This window comes from Pseudomonas berkeleyensis (assembly GCF_014109765.1).
Classification (GTDB): domain Bacteria; phylum Pseudomonadota; class Gammaproteobacteria; order Pseudomonadales; family Pseudomonadaceae; genus Aquipseudomonas; species Aquipseudomonas berkeleyensis.
The window spans coordinates 4,126,662-4,143,665 of the sequence record NZ_CP059139.1; the positions used below are offsets into that span (position 1 = coordinate 4,126,662).

At 63.8% G+C, this 17,004-nt stretch carries 16 protein-coding genes; 5 read left to right on the top strand and 11 right to left on the bottom strand.

Annotated elements, in window-relative coordinates:
- Nucleotides 1–39: 39 nt before the first annotated feature.
- From HS968_RS19140 to HS968_RS19165, 6 genes are all read right to left on the bottom strand, one after another.
- Nucleotides 40–405 (bottom strand): cupin domain-containing protein, encoded by a 366-nt coding sequence (locus HS968_RS19140; RefSeq protein ID WP_106736725.1) that lies wholly within the window; start codon nucleotides 403–405, stop codon nucleotides 40–42.
- Nucleotides 398–1,684 carry a nucleotide disphospho-sugar-binding domain-containing protein gene (locus HS968_RS19145; RefSeq protein WP_182368191.1) on the bottom strand — a complete coding sequence of 429 codons (1,287 nt, stop codon included), beginning with the start codon at nucleotides 1,682–1,684 and terminating at the stop codon, nucleotides 398–400. The genes HS968_RS19140 and HS968_RS19145 overlap by 8 nt, the downstream gene beginning before the upstream one ends.
- A gap of 29 nt (nucleotides 1,685–1,713) precedes the next feature.
- Nucleotides 1,714–2,793 (bottom strand): ABC transporter ATP-binding protein, encoded by a 1,080-nt coding sequence (locus tag HS968_RS19150; RefSeq protein ID WP_119693188.1) that lies wholly within the window; start codon nucleotides 2,791–2,793, stop codon nucleotides 1,714–1,716.
- Nucleotides 2,783–3,595, bottom strand: coding sequence for an ABC transporter permease (locus HS968_RS19155; protein WP_179622286.1), 813 nt, complete (start codon nucleotides 3,593–3,595; stop codon nucleotides 2,783–2,785). Before HS968_RS19155 ends, HS968_RS19150 begins: the two co-directional genes overlap by 11 nt.
- Nucleotides 3,588–4,451: an ABC transporter permease gene (locus tag HS968_RS19160; RefSeq protein WP_119693190.1), complete on the bottom strand. Its 864-nt coding sequence runs from the start codon at nucleotides 4,449–4,451 to the stop codon at nucleotides 3,588–3,590. The genes HS968_RS19155 and HS968_RS19160 overlap by 8 nt, the downstream gene beginning before the upstream one ends.
- A 90-nt stretch (nucleotides 4,452–4,541) precedes the next feature.
- The gene (locus HS968_RS19165; RefSeq protein WP_182368193.1) at nucleotides 4,542–5,594 is read right to left on the bottom strand and encodes a polyamine ABC transporter substrate-binding protein; all 1,053 of its coding nucleotides are present in this window, start codon (nucleotides 5,592–5,594) and stop codon (nucleotides 4,542–4,544) included.
- 188 nt (nucleotides 5,595–5,782) lie between these two features.
- On the opposite strand from HS968_RS19165, the gene HS968_RS19170 reads away from it, so the two are divergent.
- From HS968_RS19170 to HS968_RS19190, 5 genes are all read left to right on the top strand, one after another.
- Nucleotides 5,783–6,712 carry a GntR family transcriptional regulator gene (locus HS968_RS19170; protein WP_182368195.1) on the top strand — a complete coding sequence of 310 codons (930 nt, stop codon included), beginning with the start codon at nucleotides 5,783–5,785 and terminating at the stop codon, nucleotides 6,710–6,712.
- A 182-nt stretch (nucleotides 6,713–6,894) separates the two neighbouring features.
- Entirely contained in the window at nucleotides 6,895–8,178 is a 1,284-nt protein-coding gene (locus tag HS968_RS19175) for a glycosyltransferase (protein ID WP_179622288.1), read from the top strand.
- A gap of 20 nt (nucleotides 8,179–8,198) precedes the next feature.
- Complete coding sequence (locus HS968_RS19180) at nucleotides 8,199–9,593, top strand: NAD(P)/FAD-dependent oxidoreductase (RefSeq protein WP_238338861.1); 1,395 nt, start codon at nucleotides 8,199–8,201, stop codon at nucleotides 9,591–9,593.
- Between the two features lie 34 nt (nucleotides 9,594–9,627).
- On the top strand, nucleotides 9,628–9,981 hold the full coding sequence (locus HS968_RS19185; RefSeq protein WP_179625143.1) for a cupin domain-containing protein: 354 nt from the start codon (nucleotides 9,628–9,630) through the stop codon (nucleotides 9,979–9,981).
- 252 nt (nucleotides 9,982–10,233) lie between these two features.
- A complete protein-coding gene (locus HS968_RS19190; RefSeq protein ID WP_179622289.1) occupies nucleotides 10,234–10,911 on the top strand; it encodes a carbohydrate-binding family 9-like protein in 678 nt (225 codons plus the stop codon).
- 31 nt (nucleotides 10,912–10,942) lie between these two features.
- On the opposite strand, the gene HS968_RS19195 is transcribed toward HS968_RS19190, so the two are convergent.
- From HS968_RS19195 to HS968_RS19215, 5 genes are read right to left on the bottom strand one after another with little or no spacing between them, the layout of a single operon-like run.
- Nucleotides 10,943–11,725 carry an ABC transporter ATP-binding protein gene (locus HS968_RS19195; RefSeq protein WP_182368197.1) on the bottom strand — a complete coding sequence of 261 codons (783 nt, stop codon included), beginning with the start codon at nucleotides 11,723–11,725 and terminating at the stop codon, nucleotides 10,943–10,945.
- Nucleotides 11,722–12,795 (bottom strand): FecCD family ABC transporter permease, encoded by a 1,074-nt coding sequence (locus tag HS968_RS19200; RefSeq protein WP_182368199.1) that lies wholly within the window; start codon nucleotides 12,793–12,795, stop codon nucleotides 11,722–11,724. The genes HS968_RS19195 and HS968_RS19200 overlap by 4 nt, the downstream gene beginning before the upstream one ends.
- Entirely contained in the window at nucleotides 12,792–13,895 is a 1,104-nt protein-coding gene (locus HS968_RS19205) for an ABC transporter substrate-binding protein (protein WP_182368201.1), read from the bottom strand. The genes HS968_RS19200 and HS968_RS19205 overlap by 4 nt, the downstream gene beginning before the upstream one ends.
- Nucleotides 13,896–13,915: 20 nt before the next feature.
- Nucleotides 13,916–14,596: a Fe2+-dependent dioxygenase gene (locus HS968_RS19210; RefSeq protein WP_182368203.1), complete on the bottom strand. Its 681-nt coding sequence runs from the start codon at nucleotides 14,594–14,596 to the stop codon at nucleotides 13,916–13,918.
- Nucleotides 14,596–16,941 (bottom strand): TonB-dependent receptor, encoded by a 2,346-nt coding sequence (locus HS968_RS19215; RefSeq protein ID WP_182368205.1) that lies wholly within the window; start codon nucleotides 16,939–16,941, stop codon nucleotides 14,596–14,598. Before HS968_RS19215 ends, HS968_RS19210 begins: the two co-directional genes overlap by 1 nt.
- Nucleotides 16,942–17,004 lie beyond the last annotated feature (63 nt).

The following is a 17,004-nucleotide window of genomic DNA, read 5'->3' on the forward strand; positions in this document are numbered from 1 at the left end:
CGAAGCCGCGTCCACATGGACACGGCAGAATCAGCCGGCTCAGACCAGCATGTAGGTATTGCGCAGGGTCTCGACGACCTCGCATTCGCCGGTCCAGCCAGCGGGGAACAGCACCAGGGTGTCGGCGCCGACCTCGATCACTTCGCCATTGTCGCGGCGATAGATGGCGACGCCCGACAGGAAATGGCACAGCTCGTCACGCGGGATGGACAACTTCCAGGTGCCCGGCGTGCACACCCAGAGGCCGACTTCCGGACGATTGTCCGGGCCCTTGTGCAGCAGGCGGCCGCTGGAATGCGACTGCCCGGCGACGGCATCGGACTGGTAGCCCCAGTCGACCAGGTCGGCGTAGTCACGCGCGCCGACGATGCGTGGCGCGCTGGATTGCAGGATGGCTTCAGGCATTTTTGAGGATTCCGTCGAGAATGTTGGCCGCGTCTTGCGGGCCTTTGCGTGAGGTCATGTACTCGCTGGTGCGCTTGAGGCGCGCGTTCATCTCAGCGTCGCCGACGCACAGCGCCAGCTTCTCGGCCAGCTCGGTGTGCTCCCAGTTGCTGCGGTGCATGCGGAAACCATGACCGCTTTCCTGGGCGCGCATGGCGTTGTCATGGCCGTCCCAGACATAAGGCATGACGATGGCCGGCTTACCGAAATACAGGCACTCGGTGAAGCTGTTGTTGCCGCCATGGTGGATCACCGCATCGACCTGAGCGATCACCGAGGGCTGCGGATACCAGTTGGAGATGATCACGTTGTCCGGCAGGTCGCTGTACTCACTGACATGCTCGCCGACGTTGAACAGGGCGCGGTACGGCAGTTGGCCGATGCTGGCGATCAGACGCTTGAGTAGGCCGACGTCGCCCGAACCGAGGCTACCGAAGCTGACGTAGAGCAGCGGCTTGTCGTTGTTCGCGCGGAACTCGGGGATCTCGTACGGCTTGTCCTGGCGCACGCAGCCTTGCAGGTAGTGGAAGGTGCGGCTCGGCAGCGGGTAACGGCGCTCGAACTTGACCGGATCCGGGTACAGCAGCAGGTTCATCCACGGCGATTCTTCGAAGAAGGTGCCCAGCGGATAGGGACGCTCACCGCACTCGTTGAGGAAGCGGTTGAAGTCGTCGTGGATCGGCGTGATGACTTGCTCGAACTTGGTGCGGAAGCGCTCATGCCCGGCCTTGTCGTCGATGCTCATGCCCGACAGGTACGGCGGGATATCCGGATCTTCGACCTCGTTTTCCGAGCAGGAGATGATGCGCACCCACGGCTTGCCGTACTGCTTGATGGCCGGGAAGAGGATGACGTTGTCGACGCAGATCAGATCCGGCTTGATCCGGTCGAGAATCGCCGGCAGCTCCTTCTGTGCCCACTTGCTGGTTTCGACGATGGCCGACCAGCACTCCTTGACGTAGTTATCCAACTGGTCAATCGGCTCCTTGCCGAAGTTGGGGATATGCCCATTGATGAAGTCGGACCAGTAGCGCGCCATCTCGTCAGCCGGCATCGGCTCGGACATGTTCACGTAGTGTTCTTCGAAGCCGTAGGCCGAGTAGACCCCGGTCATGCCCGGGTCGGTCAGAAACACGGCCTTGTGCCCCAGGGCCTCGCAAGCCTGGGCGATGCCCACGGAATTGAGCGCCGGGCCGTAGGCGGCCTCGGGGAAGAAGGCGATGACTTTGCGTTCACTCATTTCAGTACTCCCAACGTTGTTCTTGTGATTCAGCAGGACAGGACACGGGCATGCACAGCGTTCCAGCCAAGGCTGATCGGCATGCCGCAGGTGAAGGCGGAAAACTCGTGTTCGGCGCTCGGCACGCGAACGATCAAGGGCTTGCTCGACACCGCCGTGCGCACGTGCAGGTTGGTGTCCAGGCCGTGGTAGGCGACCTCCACTACCTGGCCGTCGAGGCGGTTGTCGCAGGTACTGTCAGCGGCCCCCAGCACACGCAGGCGCTCGGGGCGCACGGCCAGTGTCACCTTGCCGCTAAGGCTTTCGGCGCCTGGCTCGATGCGCAACGTCTGGCCACCGGCCTCGACCTGGTTGCCGGACAGGCGCTGGGCCTCGATGAGGTTGCTGACACCGATGAAGTCGGCGACGAAACGGTTCTGCGGGTACTCGTAGAGCTCGGCAGGCGTGCCGCACTGGCTGACCTGGCCGTCCTTGAGTACGGCCATGCGGTCGGCCATGACCAACGCCTCTTCCTGGTCATGGGTGACCACGATGAAGGTGATGCCACTCTCGTGCTGCAGGCGCTTGAGCTCCAGCTGCATCTGGCCGCGCAGCTTCTTGTCCAGGGCGCCGAGCGGCTCGTCGAGCAGCAGCACACGTGGGCGCTTGATCAGCGCACGGGCCAGGGCCACGCGCTGACGCTGACCGCCGGACAGCTGATCCGGACGACGCCGGGCCAGGTCACGCAGTTGCGCGGTCTCCAGCATGGCCTCGACGCGCTGGGCGATCTCGTCCTTGGGCAGCTTTTCCATCTCCAGGCCGTAGGCGATGTTGGCCGCCACGCTCATGGTCGGGAACAGCGCGTAGGACTGGAACATCAGGTTCAGCGGACGGCGGTTGGCCGGCATCGGCGAGATGTCGCGACCATCGAGCAGGATCTGCCCGGAGGTCGGCGTCTCGAAGCCAGCGAGCATGCGCAGCAAGGTGCTCTTGCCGCAGCCGGACGGACCGAGCAGGGCGAAGAATTCGTTCTCGCGCACGCTCAGCGACACGTTGTTCACAGCCAGACCCTGGCCGTAGCTCTTGCTGATCTTGTCCAGAACCAGCACCGGGGCTTTGTCAGTCTTCATGCTTGCTTTGCACCTTGTTGAGCCGCTGGGAAGCGAACAGCGCAGTGAAGCTGACCAGCATCACCAGGGTCGCCAGAGCGTTGATTTCGGGAGTGACGCCAAAGCGGATCATCGAGTAGACCTGCATCGGCAGAGTGGTCGAGGCGCTGCCCGAACCGGAGTTGAAGAAGGCGATGATGAATTCGTCCACCGACAGGGTGAACGCCAGCAAGCCGCCCGCCAGCACACCCGGAAAGATCGCCGGCAGCAGCACGCGGCGCAGGGTGGTCGGCCAGCCCGCACCGAGGTCGATGGAGGCTTCGAGAATCGAGTAATCGAAGTGCTTGAGGCGGGTACGCACCACCGCGCAGACGAAGGCGATGTTGAACACCACGTGACTGAGGATGATCGAGTGCAGGCCCAGGCTCATCTTCAGCAAGTTGAAGAAGCTCAGCAGCGCGATGGCCAGGACGATGTCGGGGATGATCATCGGCGCCATCAGCAGGGTGTCAGCCACCCCGGCACTGCGCGCCGGATTGCCGCTGGCATGTGCGCGCAGCTCGACGCCGAGCGCCAGCAGCGTGCCGAGCAGGCAGGCCAGCACGGTGGAGATCACCGCGACGATCAGCGTGTTCAGTGCCGCATGCTGGATCGCCTGGTTGGCCAACAAAGCGCTGTACCACTTGAACGAGGCGCCGCCCCAGGCGGTGGGCAAACCACTGGCGTTGAACGACAGGGCGATCAGCACTAGGATCGGCACATAGAGGAAGGCATACACCAGCCACAGGTGAGTGCCGAGCAGCAGGCCAGACGAATTACGCATGGCGCACCTCCTGGGCACGTCGCGACAGCAACGCCTGGGCGAACAGCAGCAGGAGCATGATGCCGATGAGGAAGAAGGCCAGCGCCGAGCCGAACGGCCAGTCGCGCGCAGTGAGGAACTGCGAATAGATCAGGTTGCCGACCATCAGCACCTGCTTGCCACCGAGCAAATCGGCGGTGATGAAGTTGCCGATGCTAAGGACGAAAACGAACACCGCACCAGCGGCGATGCCAGGCACGCTCATTGGCAGGATGATGCGGCGGAAGGTCGTCCAGCCCGAGGCGCCGAGGTCGTGGGAGGCTTCCCACAATTCGCCATTGATCCGCGACAGCGAGGAGTAGATCGCCAGGATCACGAAGGGAATGTAGTTGTACACCAGGCCGAGAATCACGGCTTTCTCGGTGTACAGAATGTCCAGCAACTCGCCGTACAGGCCCATGGGTTCCAGCACGCTGGCGATCAGGCCCTTGCGGTTGAGCAGGACGATCCAGGCGTAGGTGCGGATCAGGTAGTTGCTCCAGAACGGCAGCATCACCAGGAACAGGTACACCGCCTGACGGCGCTGTGGCGCACGGGTGATGGCGTAGGCCGCCGGATAGCCGATCAGCACGGCGTACAGCGTGGCCAGCCCGGCGATCTTCGCCGAGCGCAGCAGAATATCCAGGTACAGCGGGTCGAACGCGCGCTGGTAGTTTTCCCAGGTGAACACATAGTCGATGCCGCCATAGGCACCGCGCTCGAAGAAGCTGTAGACCAGCACCAGCAAACACGGCACCAGCAGAAACAGCGCCAGCCAGCTCAATGCAGGCAACAGCAGCCAGGCCGACAAACGTCTGTCAGCGTGCAAAACACTCATGCGTAGCTCCCCCAACCCCAAGCCAATGAGGTGGTATGCAGCGGATTTGGATGGCGGGGCTGCGAATGCAACCCCGCAGTCGTGCAGCCGTTACTGGGCGGCCATGATCTCGGTCACCGCCCGGGTATAGGCTTTCTGCGTAGAGCCACCGACGTCACGTAGCAGTTGCTGCTCGACGAGTTCGGCTGGCGTGGTGGTGAGGTTCGGGTACTGCGTCAGCAGTTCCTTGCTCAGCCCTTCCATGGCGGCCTGGTTGGGCACCTTGTAGAGGATGTTCTCGGCGACCCAGGCGTGGTTGTCCTTCTCCAGCATGAAGTTGACGAACTGGTAGGCCGCGTCGAGGTTCTTCGAGCTCTTCATCACCACCATGGTGTCGACCCACAGGTCGGAACCTTCCTTGGGTACCACGAACTTGATGCTGGCGTTTGCCTGGGTGCCGTAGTTGCACCAGCCGTCCCAGGCATGCGCCAGCACCGTCTCGCCAGAAGCCAGCTTGGAGTAGAAGGTGGTGTCGTCGAAGGAGAGGATGCGTTTCTTGGTGGCGATCAACTGGTCGCGCACCTTGGCGATATGCTCCGGAGCGTCTTCGTTGACGTTCCAGCCATTGGCCAGGAAGCCGGCGCCGAGCAACCAGCGGTCGGTCGCCAGCAGCGTCAGCTTGCCCTTGGTTTCTTCACTCGGGTTGAGCAGGTCGTTCCAGCTCGATGGCGTCTGGGCCAGCTTGTCGGAGCGGTAGCAGATGCCGGTGGTGCCCCAGGTGTAGGGCACCGAGAAGTGGTTGCCCTCGTCATAGGCCAGTTTCTGAGCCTCGGGGTAGAGGTTCTTCAGGTTGGAAACCTTGACCGGATCGATCTCGGCCAGCAGACCCTGCTTCTGCAGAATCTCGGCGAAGGGCGAGGACACGAAGACGACGTCGTAACCATCACCACCGGAGGCCATGAGCTTGCCCATGATTTCTTCGTTGGTGGCATGCAGCGACTTGTCGGCCTTGATGCCGGTGGCCTTGTGGAATTTATCCAGGGCATCCGGGGCCATGTAACCGTCCCAGATGGAAATCACCAGATCCTTGGCCTGAACCAGCGGAGCGGCCAGAGCGGATGACAGGATGAGACTTGCGCACAGCAGGGTTCTGCTTCTTTTCATGTGGCACACCTAACGATTGTTTGTTGTTGTTTCGAAGGCAGCGAATCAAAAGCGGTATTGCATGTCTTTTTTTTCAAATAAAAACCAGAGACCCAATCAAGTCAACACTTTTCTGCTTTCTTGTTGAGCACGCAGGGCTGTGGCATAAGGTGGGGCGCGCGCGACCACCCCGTACGAGACGAGCCAAATTGAGCAAGACCACCGAGAAAAAACCCCGCACCAATCACCTGGAACTGGCCCGCCGCATCATCGAGCTCGCCCAGGAAAACGGGATGAACAGCGGCGACGCCCTCTCGGAACAACAGCTCGCACGCAGCTTCGAGGTATCGCGCACACTGATTCGCGCCGGACTCAATCTGCTGGTCGAGCAGGGCCTGGCCGAACACAAGACCGGACGCGGCTACAGCCTGCTGACCGACCCGACCAGCCAGGCACTGGCACCCGCTCTGCCCCAGGCGGAAGAAGAAGAACTGGCCAGCTCGGTATTGCGCGACCGCATGGCGGGGCGCCTGGGCAGCAGCATCAGCGTCAGCGAGATCATGCGCCGCTACGCGATCGGCCGGCCGGCCGCGCAGAAGGTGCTCAGCCAGCTCAGCGAGGATCAGGTACTGGAGCGCGGCCCCGGCCAGTCCTGGCGCTTCCGCCCACTGCTGGACAACCTCACCGCACTCGAAGAGAGCCTGCACTTTCGCATGGTGATGGAACCGGAAGCCCTGCTGGCCGAGGGTTTCAACATCGACCGTCAGCGCCTCTCGCTACTGCGCGACAGCACCGAGGCGCTGCTGGCACAGCCGATCGAGCGCTTCGATCTGGAGCAATTCCGCGAACTCGACATCGGCTTCCACGAGATGATCGCCACCTGCAGCGGCAACCGCTTCATCGGTGACTCGCTGCTGCAGCATCAACGCCTGCGACGCCTGCCCAACCTGCTACCGTCGATGAACGCACATCGCCTGCAAGAATCACTGCGCGAACACCTGCGCATACTCGACCATATCGAGCGCGGCCAGTTGCAGATCGCCGCCGACCTGCTGCGCCTGCACCTGCGCCTCTCTGCCGCCATGCGCCCACAAACCGCCAACCGCGGCATCCCGCTGGGCTTCTACCAGCGCCGATAAGACTTGTAACCTGCTAACCCGATAAGTCAGCGACGAGCATGGCATGCTCGCCGCCGAACGAACGCGACTGCGCCTCGCGCAGCACCTCCAAAAAATAAAAATGTTTTTTTATTAAAAAAAATACAGTATTAAATTCACGCAGGCAGGAGCCACTGCTCCCCTGCCATGGAAGAAAGTCGACTATGCCTAGAGAAAAACTCATCGCCCTGTTCCCCGAGGCCAGCTTCGGCGCCGCGCTGAACTGCATCGGAATCGCCCAGGCGCTGCGCGAGCAGGGCGCTCGCCCGGTTTTCATCTGTCACGAACACTTCCAGGGTCTGTTCGCCGAATACGGCTTCGCCGAGTACCCCTTGCTGCTGGACAGCCCGCTGTCGGCAGAGGAACACCAGCATTACTGGGAGCGCTTCATCGAGCGCAACATCCCCTACTTCGACCAGACCCCGCTGGAGCAGATCGACAGCTACGTCGCGCCGGCCTGGGAAGCGATCATCGATACCGCCATCGAAGCGGAAAAACCACTGCAGCAATTGCTCGCACGGCTCAAACCGGACGCCATCGTGCTGGACAACGTGGTGATGTTCCCGGCCATCGCCAAGGCCGGTTGCCCCTGGGTGCGGGTGATTTCCTGCGCCGAAACCGAACTGCCCGACCCGGCCGTACCGCCCTATCTGTCTGGCGCCAGCGCCAGCGACAAAGAGGCCTGCCAGACCTACTGGCAACGCTATGTCGAAGCAGTGGAGCCGGCGCACTCACGCTTTTCGCGCTTCCTCGAGAGCAGTGGCCACCCGCCTTGTGCACCCGGGCTGTTCCTCGAGGAATCGCCCTGGTTGAACCTGTTGCTGTCGCCGACACCGGTGCGCTACGAGCGCCAGCAGCCGCTCGACCCACAGCGTTTTGTCTATCTGGATGGCTGCGTACGACGCGAGGCGCCGTACGTGGTGCCGCCGTTCCCGCAGCACAACGACGCGCCACTGATCTACCTCAGCTTCGGCAGCCTGGGCGCCGCCGACGTGGGCATGATGAAACGTCTGATCGCCATCGCCGCCACCCTGCCCTACCGATTTCTGGTCAATGTCGGCGCCTACCGCGAGCAGTACGACGCGGTGCCGGACAACGTCTACCTGGACAGCTGGTATCCGCAGCCGGCGGTGTTGCGTGAGTGCCAGCTGTTCATCCACCACGGCGGCAACAACAGCTTCTGCGAGGCCCTGTACTTCGGCCTGCCGTCGCTGATCATCCCCTACTGCTGGGACGGCCACGACAACGCCCGCCGCGCCGAGGAAGTTGGCGTCGGCCGCTACCTGCCGCGCTTTGCCGACCCGCTGAGCGCGCTGCCTGAAGCCATCGCCGAACTGCTAACCGACAACACCATGCAACAGCGCCTGGCCGATGCCCGCAGCGCCATGCAAGCCTCCCACGGCACCGAGGTGGCTGCTCGCGCCATCCTCGGGCTATCGAGTTCATAGACCAACAAGAAGCCATCGACATGACTCACCGCGCACTCACCAGTCTCAAGCACGCGATTCCCCAGCCCTACTGGCTGGATGCCGAAGGCCCTCCCCCGGGCTTCACTCGGCACGCCGGTGAGTTGCACTGTGATCTGGCCATTGTCGGCGGTGGTTTCACCGGCCTGTGGACGGCCCTGCTGGCGCGCCAGCGCCACCCGGACAAACGCATCGTGCTGCTCGAAGCCAATGCCTGCGGTGGCGCCGCCAGCGGACGCAACGGCGGCTTCTGCGCGCCGAGCATTTCCCACGGGGTGTCCAATGCGCTCAAGCGCTGGCCACAGGAAGCCGAAGCCCTCATTCGCCTGGGCCGGCAGAACCTCGACGCATTGCAGCGGGACATCGAACGCCTGGGCCTGAATGTGGAGTTCGAACGCCAGGGCAAGCTGAACGTCGCTACCACGCCCTGGCAGGTCGACGGCCTCAAGGCCATGCAGGAGAAATACCGGCGCTTCGGCATCGATTGCCAATACCTGGAAGGCGACGCGCTCAAGGCCCGCCTCGACTCGCCGAACTATGTGGCAGGTCTGTTCGAATCCAACTACGCCTTGCTCAACCCGGTGAAGATGGTGCGCGAGCTGCGCCGAGCTTGTCTGGAACAGGGCATCGAGGTCTACGAACACTCGCCGGTACGCCAGTTGGTCGAGCATGTCGACGGCATCCGCCTGGAAACCGATTACGGCGTGGTGGTGACAGAACGTCTGGCCCTGGCCACCAATATCTTCACCTCGCTGTTGCCGCGCCTGACCTCCAAGGTCATCCCTATCTATGACTATGCACTAACCACCGAGCCGCTGAGCGACGAACAGCTGTCTGCCATCGGCTGGCAAGGGCGCTACGGCATCGCCGACTCCGGCAACCAGTTCCACTACTGGCGCAAGACGGCCGACAACCGCATCCTCTGGGGCGGCTACGACGCCGTCTACCCGTTCGCCAGCAAACTCGACGAAGGCCTCACCCAACGTCCGGAAACCTTCATCCGCCTGGCCGAACAGTTCCTCGATACCTTTCCGCAACTCGGTGACATCAGCTTCAGCCACGCCTGGGGCGGCATCATCGACTCCTCGGCGCGCACCACCATGTTCACCGGTAGCGCCAGCCAGGGCCGCATCGCCTATGCCCTCGGCTTTACCGGCCAGGGCGTTTCGGCCAGCCGCTTCGCCGCTGCCACCATGCTCGACCTGCTGGCGGGCGAAAAGACCGAGCGTACCGCACTAAAGATGCTCAGCCGGGCGCCGGTGATGTTCCCGCCGGAGCCAATCCGCTACAGCGCCGTGACCCTGGCCCAACGCGGCCTGGAGCAGGAAGACCGCACCGGTCGACGCAACCTGCTGCTGCGCACCATGGACGCCTTCGGCGTCGGCTTCGACTCCTGATCATTCCAACAAGAGATAACCCACCGTGTCCAAGATGCCCGCTCACGTTATCGATTTCGCCACCAGCCCGGTCGAGCCACTGGTTCGCGACATCACCGATCCCGCCATCGTTGAGGCGCCTTATCGCAGTCACACCTGGCGTCACTTCACCAACCCCGGCAAACACTTCACCGCTGGTGTCTGGGAGGCCGGTACGCACAAGGAATATTGCGACTGCGACTACGACGAGCTGTGCCACATCCTCGAAGGCCAGGTACGCCTGACCGACGCCGACGGCAGCAGCCGCGAGTTCGGCCCCGGCAGCACCTTCGTGGTGGCGGCGGGTTTCAAGGGCACCTGGGAAAACCTCAGCCAGGTGCGGAAGATCTACGTGATCCTGGGCACCTGAGAACCTGTCTACGATCTCCTGGCCGTCAGCCATATGGCGTTAAAAACAGCTTCGGACAGTGACTTGTCACTGAACGTCCGGAGGACGGCCCGAAGGGCGAGTGAAACGAGTAATGCTCATTTACAACTCGTAAAGTCGAGCGCGACTCCGACCGTTCCTCAGCTGTTTTTGCGGGGCCGCCATCGGTATCGTCTGGCTCTAGTCCAAAAGATCGTAAACAGGTTCTGAACACAGCAGAACTGGAATCCCTATATGGAATATCGCGTCAACCACCTGCCCCAGCCTCCCGCGCTGAACGCCGACTGGGCCGATCCCGCCTGGCAGGCTGCGGAAATCATCCGTATCGAGCAGTTTCGTCCGGAAAGCAGCGACCACCGCCCGCTCACCGAAGCGCGCCTGCTGTACAGCGATGCCGGCATCCACGGCATCTTCCGCGCCCATGATCGCTACGTGCGCTGCGTGCACACGCAGTTCCAGGATCTGGTGTGCAAGGACAGCTGCGTCGAGGTGTACTTTCAGCCCAAGGCCGGGCAAGCCGAAAACAACGGCTACCTGAACCTGGAAATGAGTGGCAACGGCACCCTGCTCAGCTACTACATCACCGATGCCGAGCGCGCGCCGGGCGGCTTCAAGGAATTCGTCAAACTGACACCCGAACAGGGCCGCCAGGTCGCCATCCGTTCGACCCTACCTGCCGTGGTGGAGCCAGAGCTCAGCGAGCCGACCGAATGGTGCCTGCAGTTCTTCCTGCCCTTCACCTTGTTGGAAGCCTATGTCGGCCCGCTCGACGCGCTGCCCGGCCAAGCGTGGCGCTGCAACCTGTTCAAGTGCGCCGACGAAACCTCGCACCCACACTGGGCCTCATGGCGCCCGGTAAAGGAGCTCAACTTCCACGCCCCGGAGACCTTTGGCACGATTCGTTTCGCATGAATCCTGCCGTCGATCTCCACCGACCTGGATATCACTGCGCGCCTGATCGGGCTCTGGGCAGCGCCCGATCCACCAGCACCTGCAGGCGCCCGCGCGAACATTGCTCGACCCGCGCCTCGACGCCGTAGACCTCGGCCAGCAACGCCGGGGTCAACACCTCTGCCGGTGCGCCACTGGCGTACAACTGGCCGCCATGCAGCACCACGATGAAGTCGGCGCAGGCAGCGGCCAGGTTGATGTCGTGCAGTACCGCCACGGCCAGTAACTGGTGTTCACGCACCAGCTCACGCACGCAGTCCATCACCCGCAACTGGTAATGCAGATCGAGCGCGCTGGTCGGCTCGTCCAGCAGCAGCACCTGCGGCTTGCGCGCGATCAGTTGGGCCAGCGAAACCAGTTGCCGCTGACCGCCGGACAGGCCGTCCAGCGATTGCTCGGCCAGATCCTCGATGCCAATCCGTGCCAGCGCCTCGAACGAAGCACGCAGTACATCGGGCTCGTTACCCACTCGCAGCGCGGCGATCACGCTTTCCAGCACACCGAGGGCGATACCTGGCGGCAGTTGCTGCGGCATATAGGCCAGCAAGCGCGATCGCTCGGCGGCGTTCAGCCGGGTCAGGTCGCGGCCGCCCAGGCTCAGCCCGCCCTGCATGCGCTCAAGCCCGGCCAACGCGCGCAGTAGCGTGGACTTGCCGGCGCCATTGGGGCCCACCAGTGCCACCAGGCTGCCGGCCGGCAACTCCGGTAGCGACAGACCATGAATGATGCGGCGGCGACCGTACGCCACCTCGATGCCATCGACCTTGAGATTCACAGGCGCCTCCCACGGCGAAACACCAGCGCGACGAACACCGGCACCCCGACCAGCGCGGTGACGATGCCCACCGGCACGATCACGCCCGGCAGGATCAGCTTGCTGGCGATGGACGACAGCGACAGCAGCAAGGCGCCGACCAGCGCGCTGGCCGGCAGCAAGAAGCGCTGATCCTCACCGACCAGCAGGCGCGCCATATGCGGGCCGACCAGGCCGACGAAACCGATGGTGCCGACGAAGGCCACGGCGGTGGCGGCCAGCAGGCTGATACGCAGCAGCGAGGCGTAGCGCAGGCGGCGTACATCGACGCCGAAGCTGCGTGCACGATCTTCGCCCATGCGCAGCAAGGTCATGCCCGGTGCGGCACGCAAGGAGAACGGCAACAGCACTGCGAGCACCGTAGCGAGAATGGCGAGCTTCTCCCAGTTGGCTCGCGCCAGGCTGCCCAGCGTCCAGAACACCAGTTGCTGCAACACGTCCTCGGTAGCCAGCAGTTGCAGCAGCGACACCAGTGCGTTGCAACTGAACACCAGGGCGATGCCGAACAGCACCAGGCTCTCCACACCCGCCCCGCGCAGGCGCGACATGGCCTGCAACAGCAGCACCGACAGGCAGGCGAAGACGAACGCCGCCACCGTCACCTGGCCGCTCGGCGCCAGCCAGTCGATGGCCAGCGGATAGGCGATAGCCAGCGAGGCGCCAAGCGCTGCCGCCGAGGACACACCGAGGGTGAAAGGACTGGCCAACGGGTTGTCGAGGATCGCCTGCATCTCGGCGCCAGCCAGCGACAACGCGGCGCCGACCAGCACCGCCATCAGCGCGTACGGCAGGCGCACGTTCCAGATGATCACCCGCTCGGTGGCGCTCAGCGCATCGGGGTCGAGAATGCCGGCCAGCAACTGGCCCAGGCCCATGCCCGAGGCGCCGCTGGCCAGGTCAGCCAGCACGCTGGCCACCAGCAGCGCCAGCAACACGCCCACCAGCACGCTGCGATGTAGCAGCAGGCGGCGGTAGCTCAGCGCTGCCGCCTCCAGCGCAGGCGCGCCGGCACGTTGCAGATAGGCACTCACGGCGTTGCATCGATCCAGTAGTGGCCATCCAGGCCAACGGCAAGGAAGCGGTTGATCTCGGCCAGGGTCGCCTGTGGATCGAGGTCGGCGAAGCGCTCGGGGTGAATCCAGCGCGCCATGCTCTCGATGGCGAGGATGTTGAACGGCGAGTTGTAGAAGTCATGCCACAGGCCATGCGCCTGGCCAGCGCGGATCGGTCGCAACGGCGCGAACTCGGGGCGCGCGGTGATCTTCGTCAGGCTGTCGCGGGCGGTCTGCTCGTCCACGCCAGCGCCGAGCAGCACGCCGGGGTTGCGGTTGCCGGTGGCGATATAGACGTCCGGATCGGCGGTCAGCACGTACTCGACGCTGACGTCACCAATAGCGCCCGGCACCACGCCGGCGGCGATATTGTGCCCACCGACTGCCTCCACCACGCCGCCCAGGCCGCTCTTGCCGGTGGTGTGACCCGGCGCCTGCCAGACGCCGGCCAGCAGTTCGAGAAACACCTTGGGCCGCTGCGCATCCGGCAGGTCGGCCACGGCATCGGTGACGCGTGCCAGGTGACGGTCGTACAGGCTCAGGTATTCCTGAGCCTCGCGCTCACGGCCGAGTAGTTTGCCCAGTGCCTCCAGGCTGACGCGGGTGTTCTTGATCGGGTGCACGCGAAAATCGATGAACAGCACCGGCACGCCCGCAGCGGCCAGCAGGTCGGCGACCGGGCTGTGCTGGGTCGGGCCTTCGCCGGCGATGCTGAACACTGCCAGATCAGGCTTGAGAGCAAGGATCTGCTCGGCGCTGACACTCTGCTCGGACGCCTGGCCAATCAGTGGAATATCGGCGATGGCCGGGTATTTCTGCGCGTAGACCTCATAGGTGTGCGGGTCGAGCAGGCGCATGTCGTTCTGCCAGCCGACCACACGCTGGAACGGCGCCTCGCGGTCGAGCAGCGCCAGGGCAAAGAACAGCCGTCCTTCCCCCAGCACCACACGCTTGGGTTCAGCCGGTACGTCGACCTTGCGCCCGAGCACGTCGGTGACTTCCACGGCGTGGGCGGAGCCGGCCAGGGCCAGCAGTAACAGGGGCAACGCACAGGCGCGCCGCAGCAAAGAGATTCTCATGCAGATGACCTCGAATGGATTCAGGTGTCGCTCCAGCGACGGAGCAGGTTGTGATAGACGCCGGTGAGTTCCAGCAGTGATTGGTCGTCGGCGCCCTGGGCAGTGAGGCGCTGGATGGCCACATCCATGTCCAGCAGCATCTGCCGCTGGCCGTCCTCGCGTACCAGGCTCTCGATCCAGAAGAACGAGGCCAGACGCTCGCCGCGCGTCACCGGCTCGACGCGGTGCAGGCTGCTGCCGGGATAAAGCACCAGATGCCCGGCCGGCAACTTGACGCGCTGCTCGCCGAAGGTGTCGCGGATCACCAGCTCACCGCCGTTGTAGCTGGATGGGTCAGCCAGGAACAGCGTCGCCGACAGGTCGGTGCGCACGCGTTCGCGCACGCCCTTGATGCCGCGAATGGCGTTGTCGACATGGAAGCCGAACGCCTCGCCGCCGCCGTAGCGATTGAACAGCGGCGGATAGATGCGCTTGGGCAAGGCAGCGGACATGAACAACGCGTTGTTCGACAGGCGCCGCAGGATCAGTTCGCCAAGCTGACGGGCCAGCGGGTTGTCCTCGTCCAGCTGGCGGTTGACCTTGACCTGCGCCGACTGCACGCCGGCCGTGACCTTGCCGTCGACCCAGGGTTGCGCCAGCAGTTGCCGGCGCACCTCGTCGAGTTCCGTGGCGCTGAGCAGCGCTTCGATTTCGATCAGCATCAGAAGCTGTAATCCACGCTGGCGGTGACGGTACGTCCGGCACCCGGTACGCCGTACAGCTGGAAGCCATCGAGCGAGGCACCGATGCGGCTGTAGTAGAACGTGTTGAACAGGTTCTCGACGTTGAGGTTGAACGTGGTGCTGGCGTCCACCTGATAACGCGCGGCCACGCTGTGCAGCCAGTAGCCAGGCGCCTTCTCGTGGTCGCGGGTGTAGATGGGCAACACGCCAGCCGGGCCTTCGGCGTTGCTGCTGTTGTTGTTCAGCCCGCCGACGTACTTGTTGTCGCTGTAGCGGCGGCGGCCGACATAGTTGGCGCCGTAGCTCAGGCTCAGGTCATCGGTGAGCTCGTAGGTCGTCCACAGGTTGGCGGTCAGGTCGGGGACGTTCTTGGCCTCCTCGCCCTTGTTGGCACCCTTGGTCTGGCGGCTCTTCATCGCGGCGAAGCCGGCGTAGGCGCTCCACTTCGAGGTCAGCTCGCCCTGCAGACCCAGCTCGATGCCGTCGACCCGCTTGGCCGGCAGCGCACGCACGGGTGCGGTCTCGCCCTCGCTGTATTCCCAGCTGTTGTCCAGCTCGGTGCGGAACAGCGCGGCGGTCAGGCCCAGGCGATCATCGAGCAGCTCCCACTTGGTGCCCAGCTCGTAGGTGCGCGCCTCGGCCGGCTCGTAGTCCGCCGTGCTGGCCGCGCCGTACACCTGGTTGTTGGTGCTGGCGCCGATGGCCGACGGCTGCGCCGACTGGCTGTAGGACAGGTAGATGCTGCCGTTCTCGGCCGGTTTGAAAACCAGCCCGGCGCGGCCGCCAAAGGTATCGTCGCTGCGGCTGGTTTCATTGCCGGCGGTCTCGGTAGCGACCTTCCAGCGGTCGTAGCGCAGCGACAACAGCAATTGCCATTGCGGGCTGAAGGTCAGGGTGTCGGAGACGTACAAGCCGGCGTTCTTCACCTCGGTGGCCGGGTCGCCGTAGCCCTTGCGTGCATAGGTAGAGGCGAACTGGTGGGCCGGGTCGCTCATGTCGAAGAACATCGCGCCGTCCGGCACCTTCATGGTGTTGTGCAGGCCGGCGTAGGTTTCCTTGTACAGCTCGACGCCGGTGACCGCCTGATGACCGATGCCGCCGGTGTTGAAGGCGAAGCTCAGGTCGGTCTGGTTGTCGATGATCGAGTAGCGCTTGGACAGGCCGAAATCGCTGCCGCGCAGGTAGGCGTAGCGGGTATCGCCGCTGTTGATGTAGTCGGTGTAGGAGTTGACGCCATTGATCGAACTGGCCGGGCCGACACCGATATAGCCGAGGCTGGCGCAGCGTGTGCCGCTGCAGTTGCGGCTGCCATCGGCATTGGCAGCGACGAAGCGCGCCGGCGAGAGCACCGCCCAGTTATCGGTCTGCTGCCAGCGCAGCTGGTTGCGCAACGTGGTGCTGTCGTCGAAATCATGCTCGAACAAGCCGGTCAGCGAGCGCGTTTCGCTGCGCTGGGTGTACAGGCTGGAATCGCCGTACCAGGCATCGCGCGATACGCCGGGCATGCGTTTGCCGTTGGTGCCGCGCTGGATCGGCACACCGCCGTCCGGGGTGTTATTGTCCTTCTGGAAGAAGGCATCCAGCCACAGGCGCGTGTCGGTGCCCAGACCAAGACCGAAGGAAGTCGCCAGGCCCCAGCGGTCGTAATCCACCTCATCACGCTCGGCGACGGCGCTGTAGTGTTTCATCAGGTTGATGCGCACCGCGCTGGTGTCGTTGATCTCGCGGTTGATGTCGGCGGTCAGGCGCTTGTAGTTGTCAGTGCCGATGCCAGCGGAGAGCTTGCCGGCATCGCCCAGGTGAGCGCGTTTGCTGACCAGGTTGACGCTGCCGCCAATCGCCGAGACGCCCGACTCCACCGAACCGGTGCCTTTATAGACTTCCGCCTGCTCCAGGTTGAAGGTGTCGTTGCGGCTGGACATGCCGGCATCGCGCACACCGTCGACGGTCAGGCTCTGCTCCGAGGAGAAGCCGCGAATGGAGAACAGGTCGCCCCAACCCAGGTTGCCTTCGCCGGACATGAAGGTGATGCCCGGCACGTTGCGCAGCACGTCCTGCAGGCTCTGCGCGTTCTGTTCTTCGAGCACCTCGCGCGGCACCACGTTGACGCTTTGCGGAGCATCGAGCAGCGGCACGGCGATCTTCGCCGAGGAGGCGTTGTCGGCCTTGTAGGTCGTACGCTTGCCGGAAACCTGCAGATCCGGAAGGTCGATGGCCGCAGCGTCAGCCATCACCGGCAACGCACAGACGCCAAGCATCAGGCCAAAGGCCGGAGCCAGCGTGCGCGACAGGCTGAGGGGAGACGTGGAAAGCGCTTGGGGCATTGCAACTCCTTAAATACAATCACTCGCATTTTTATTTAAGGAATTCTATCGACCCGCCCCTCC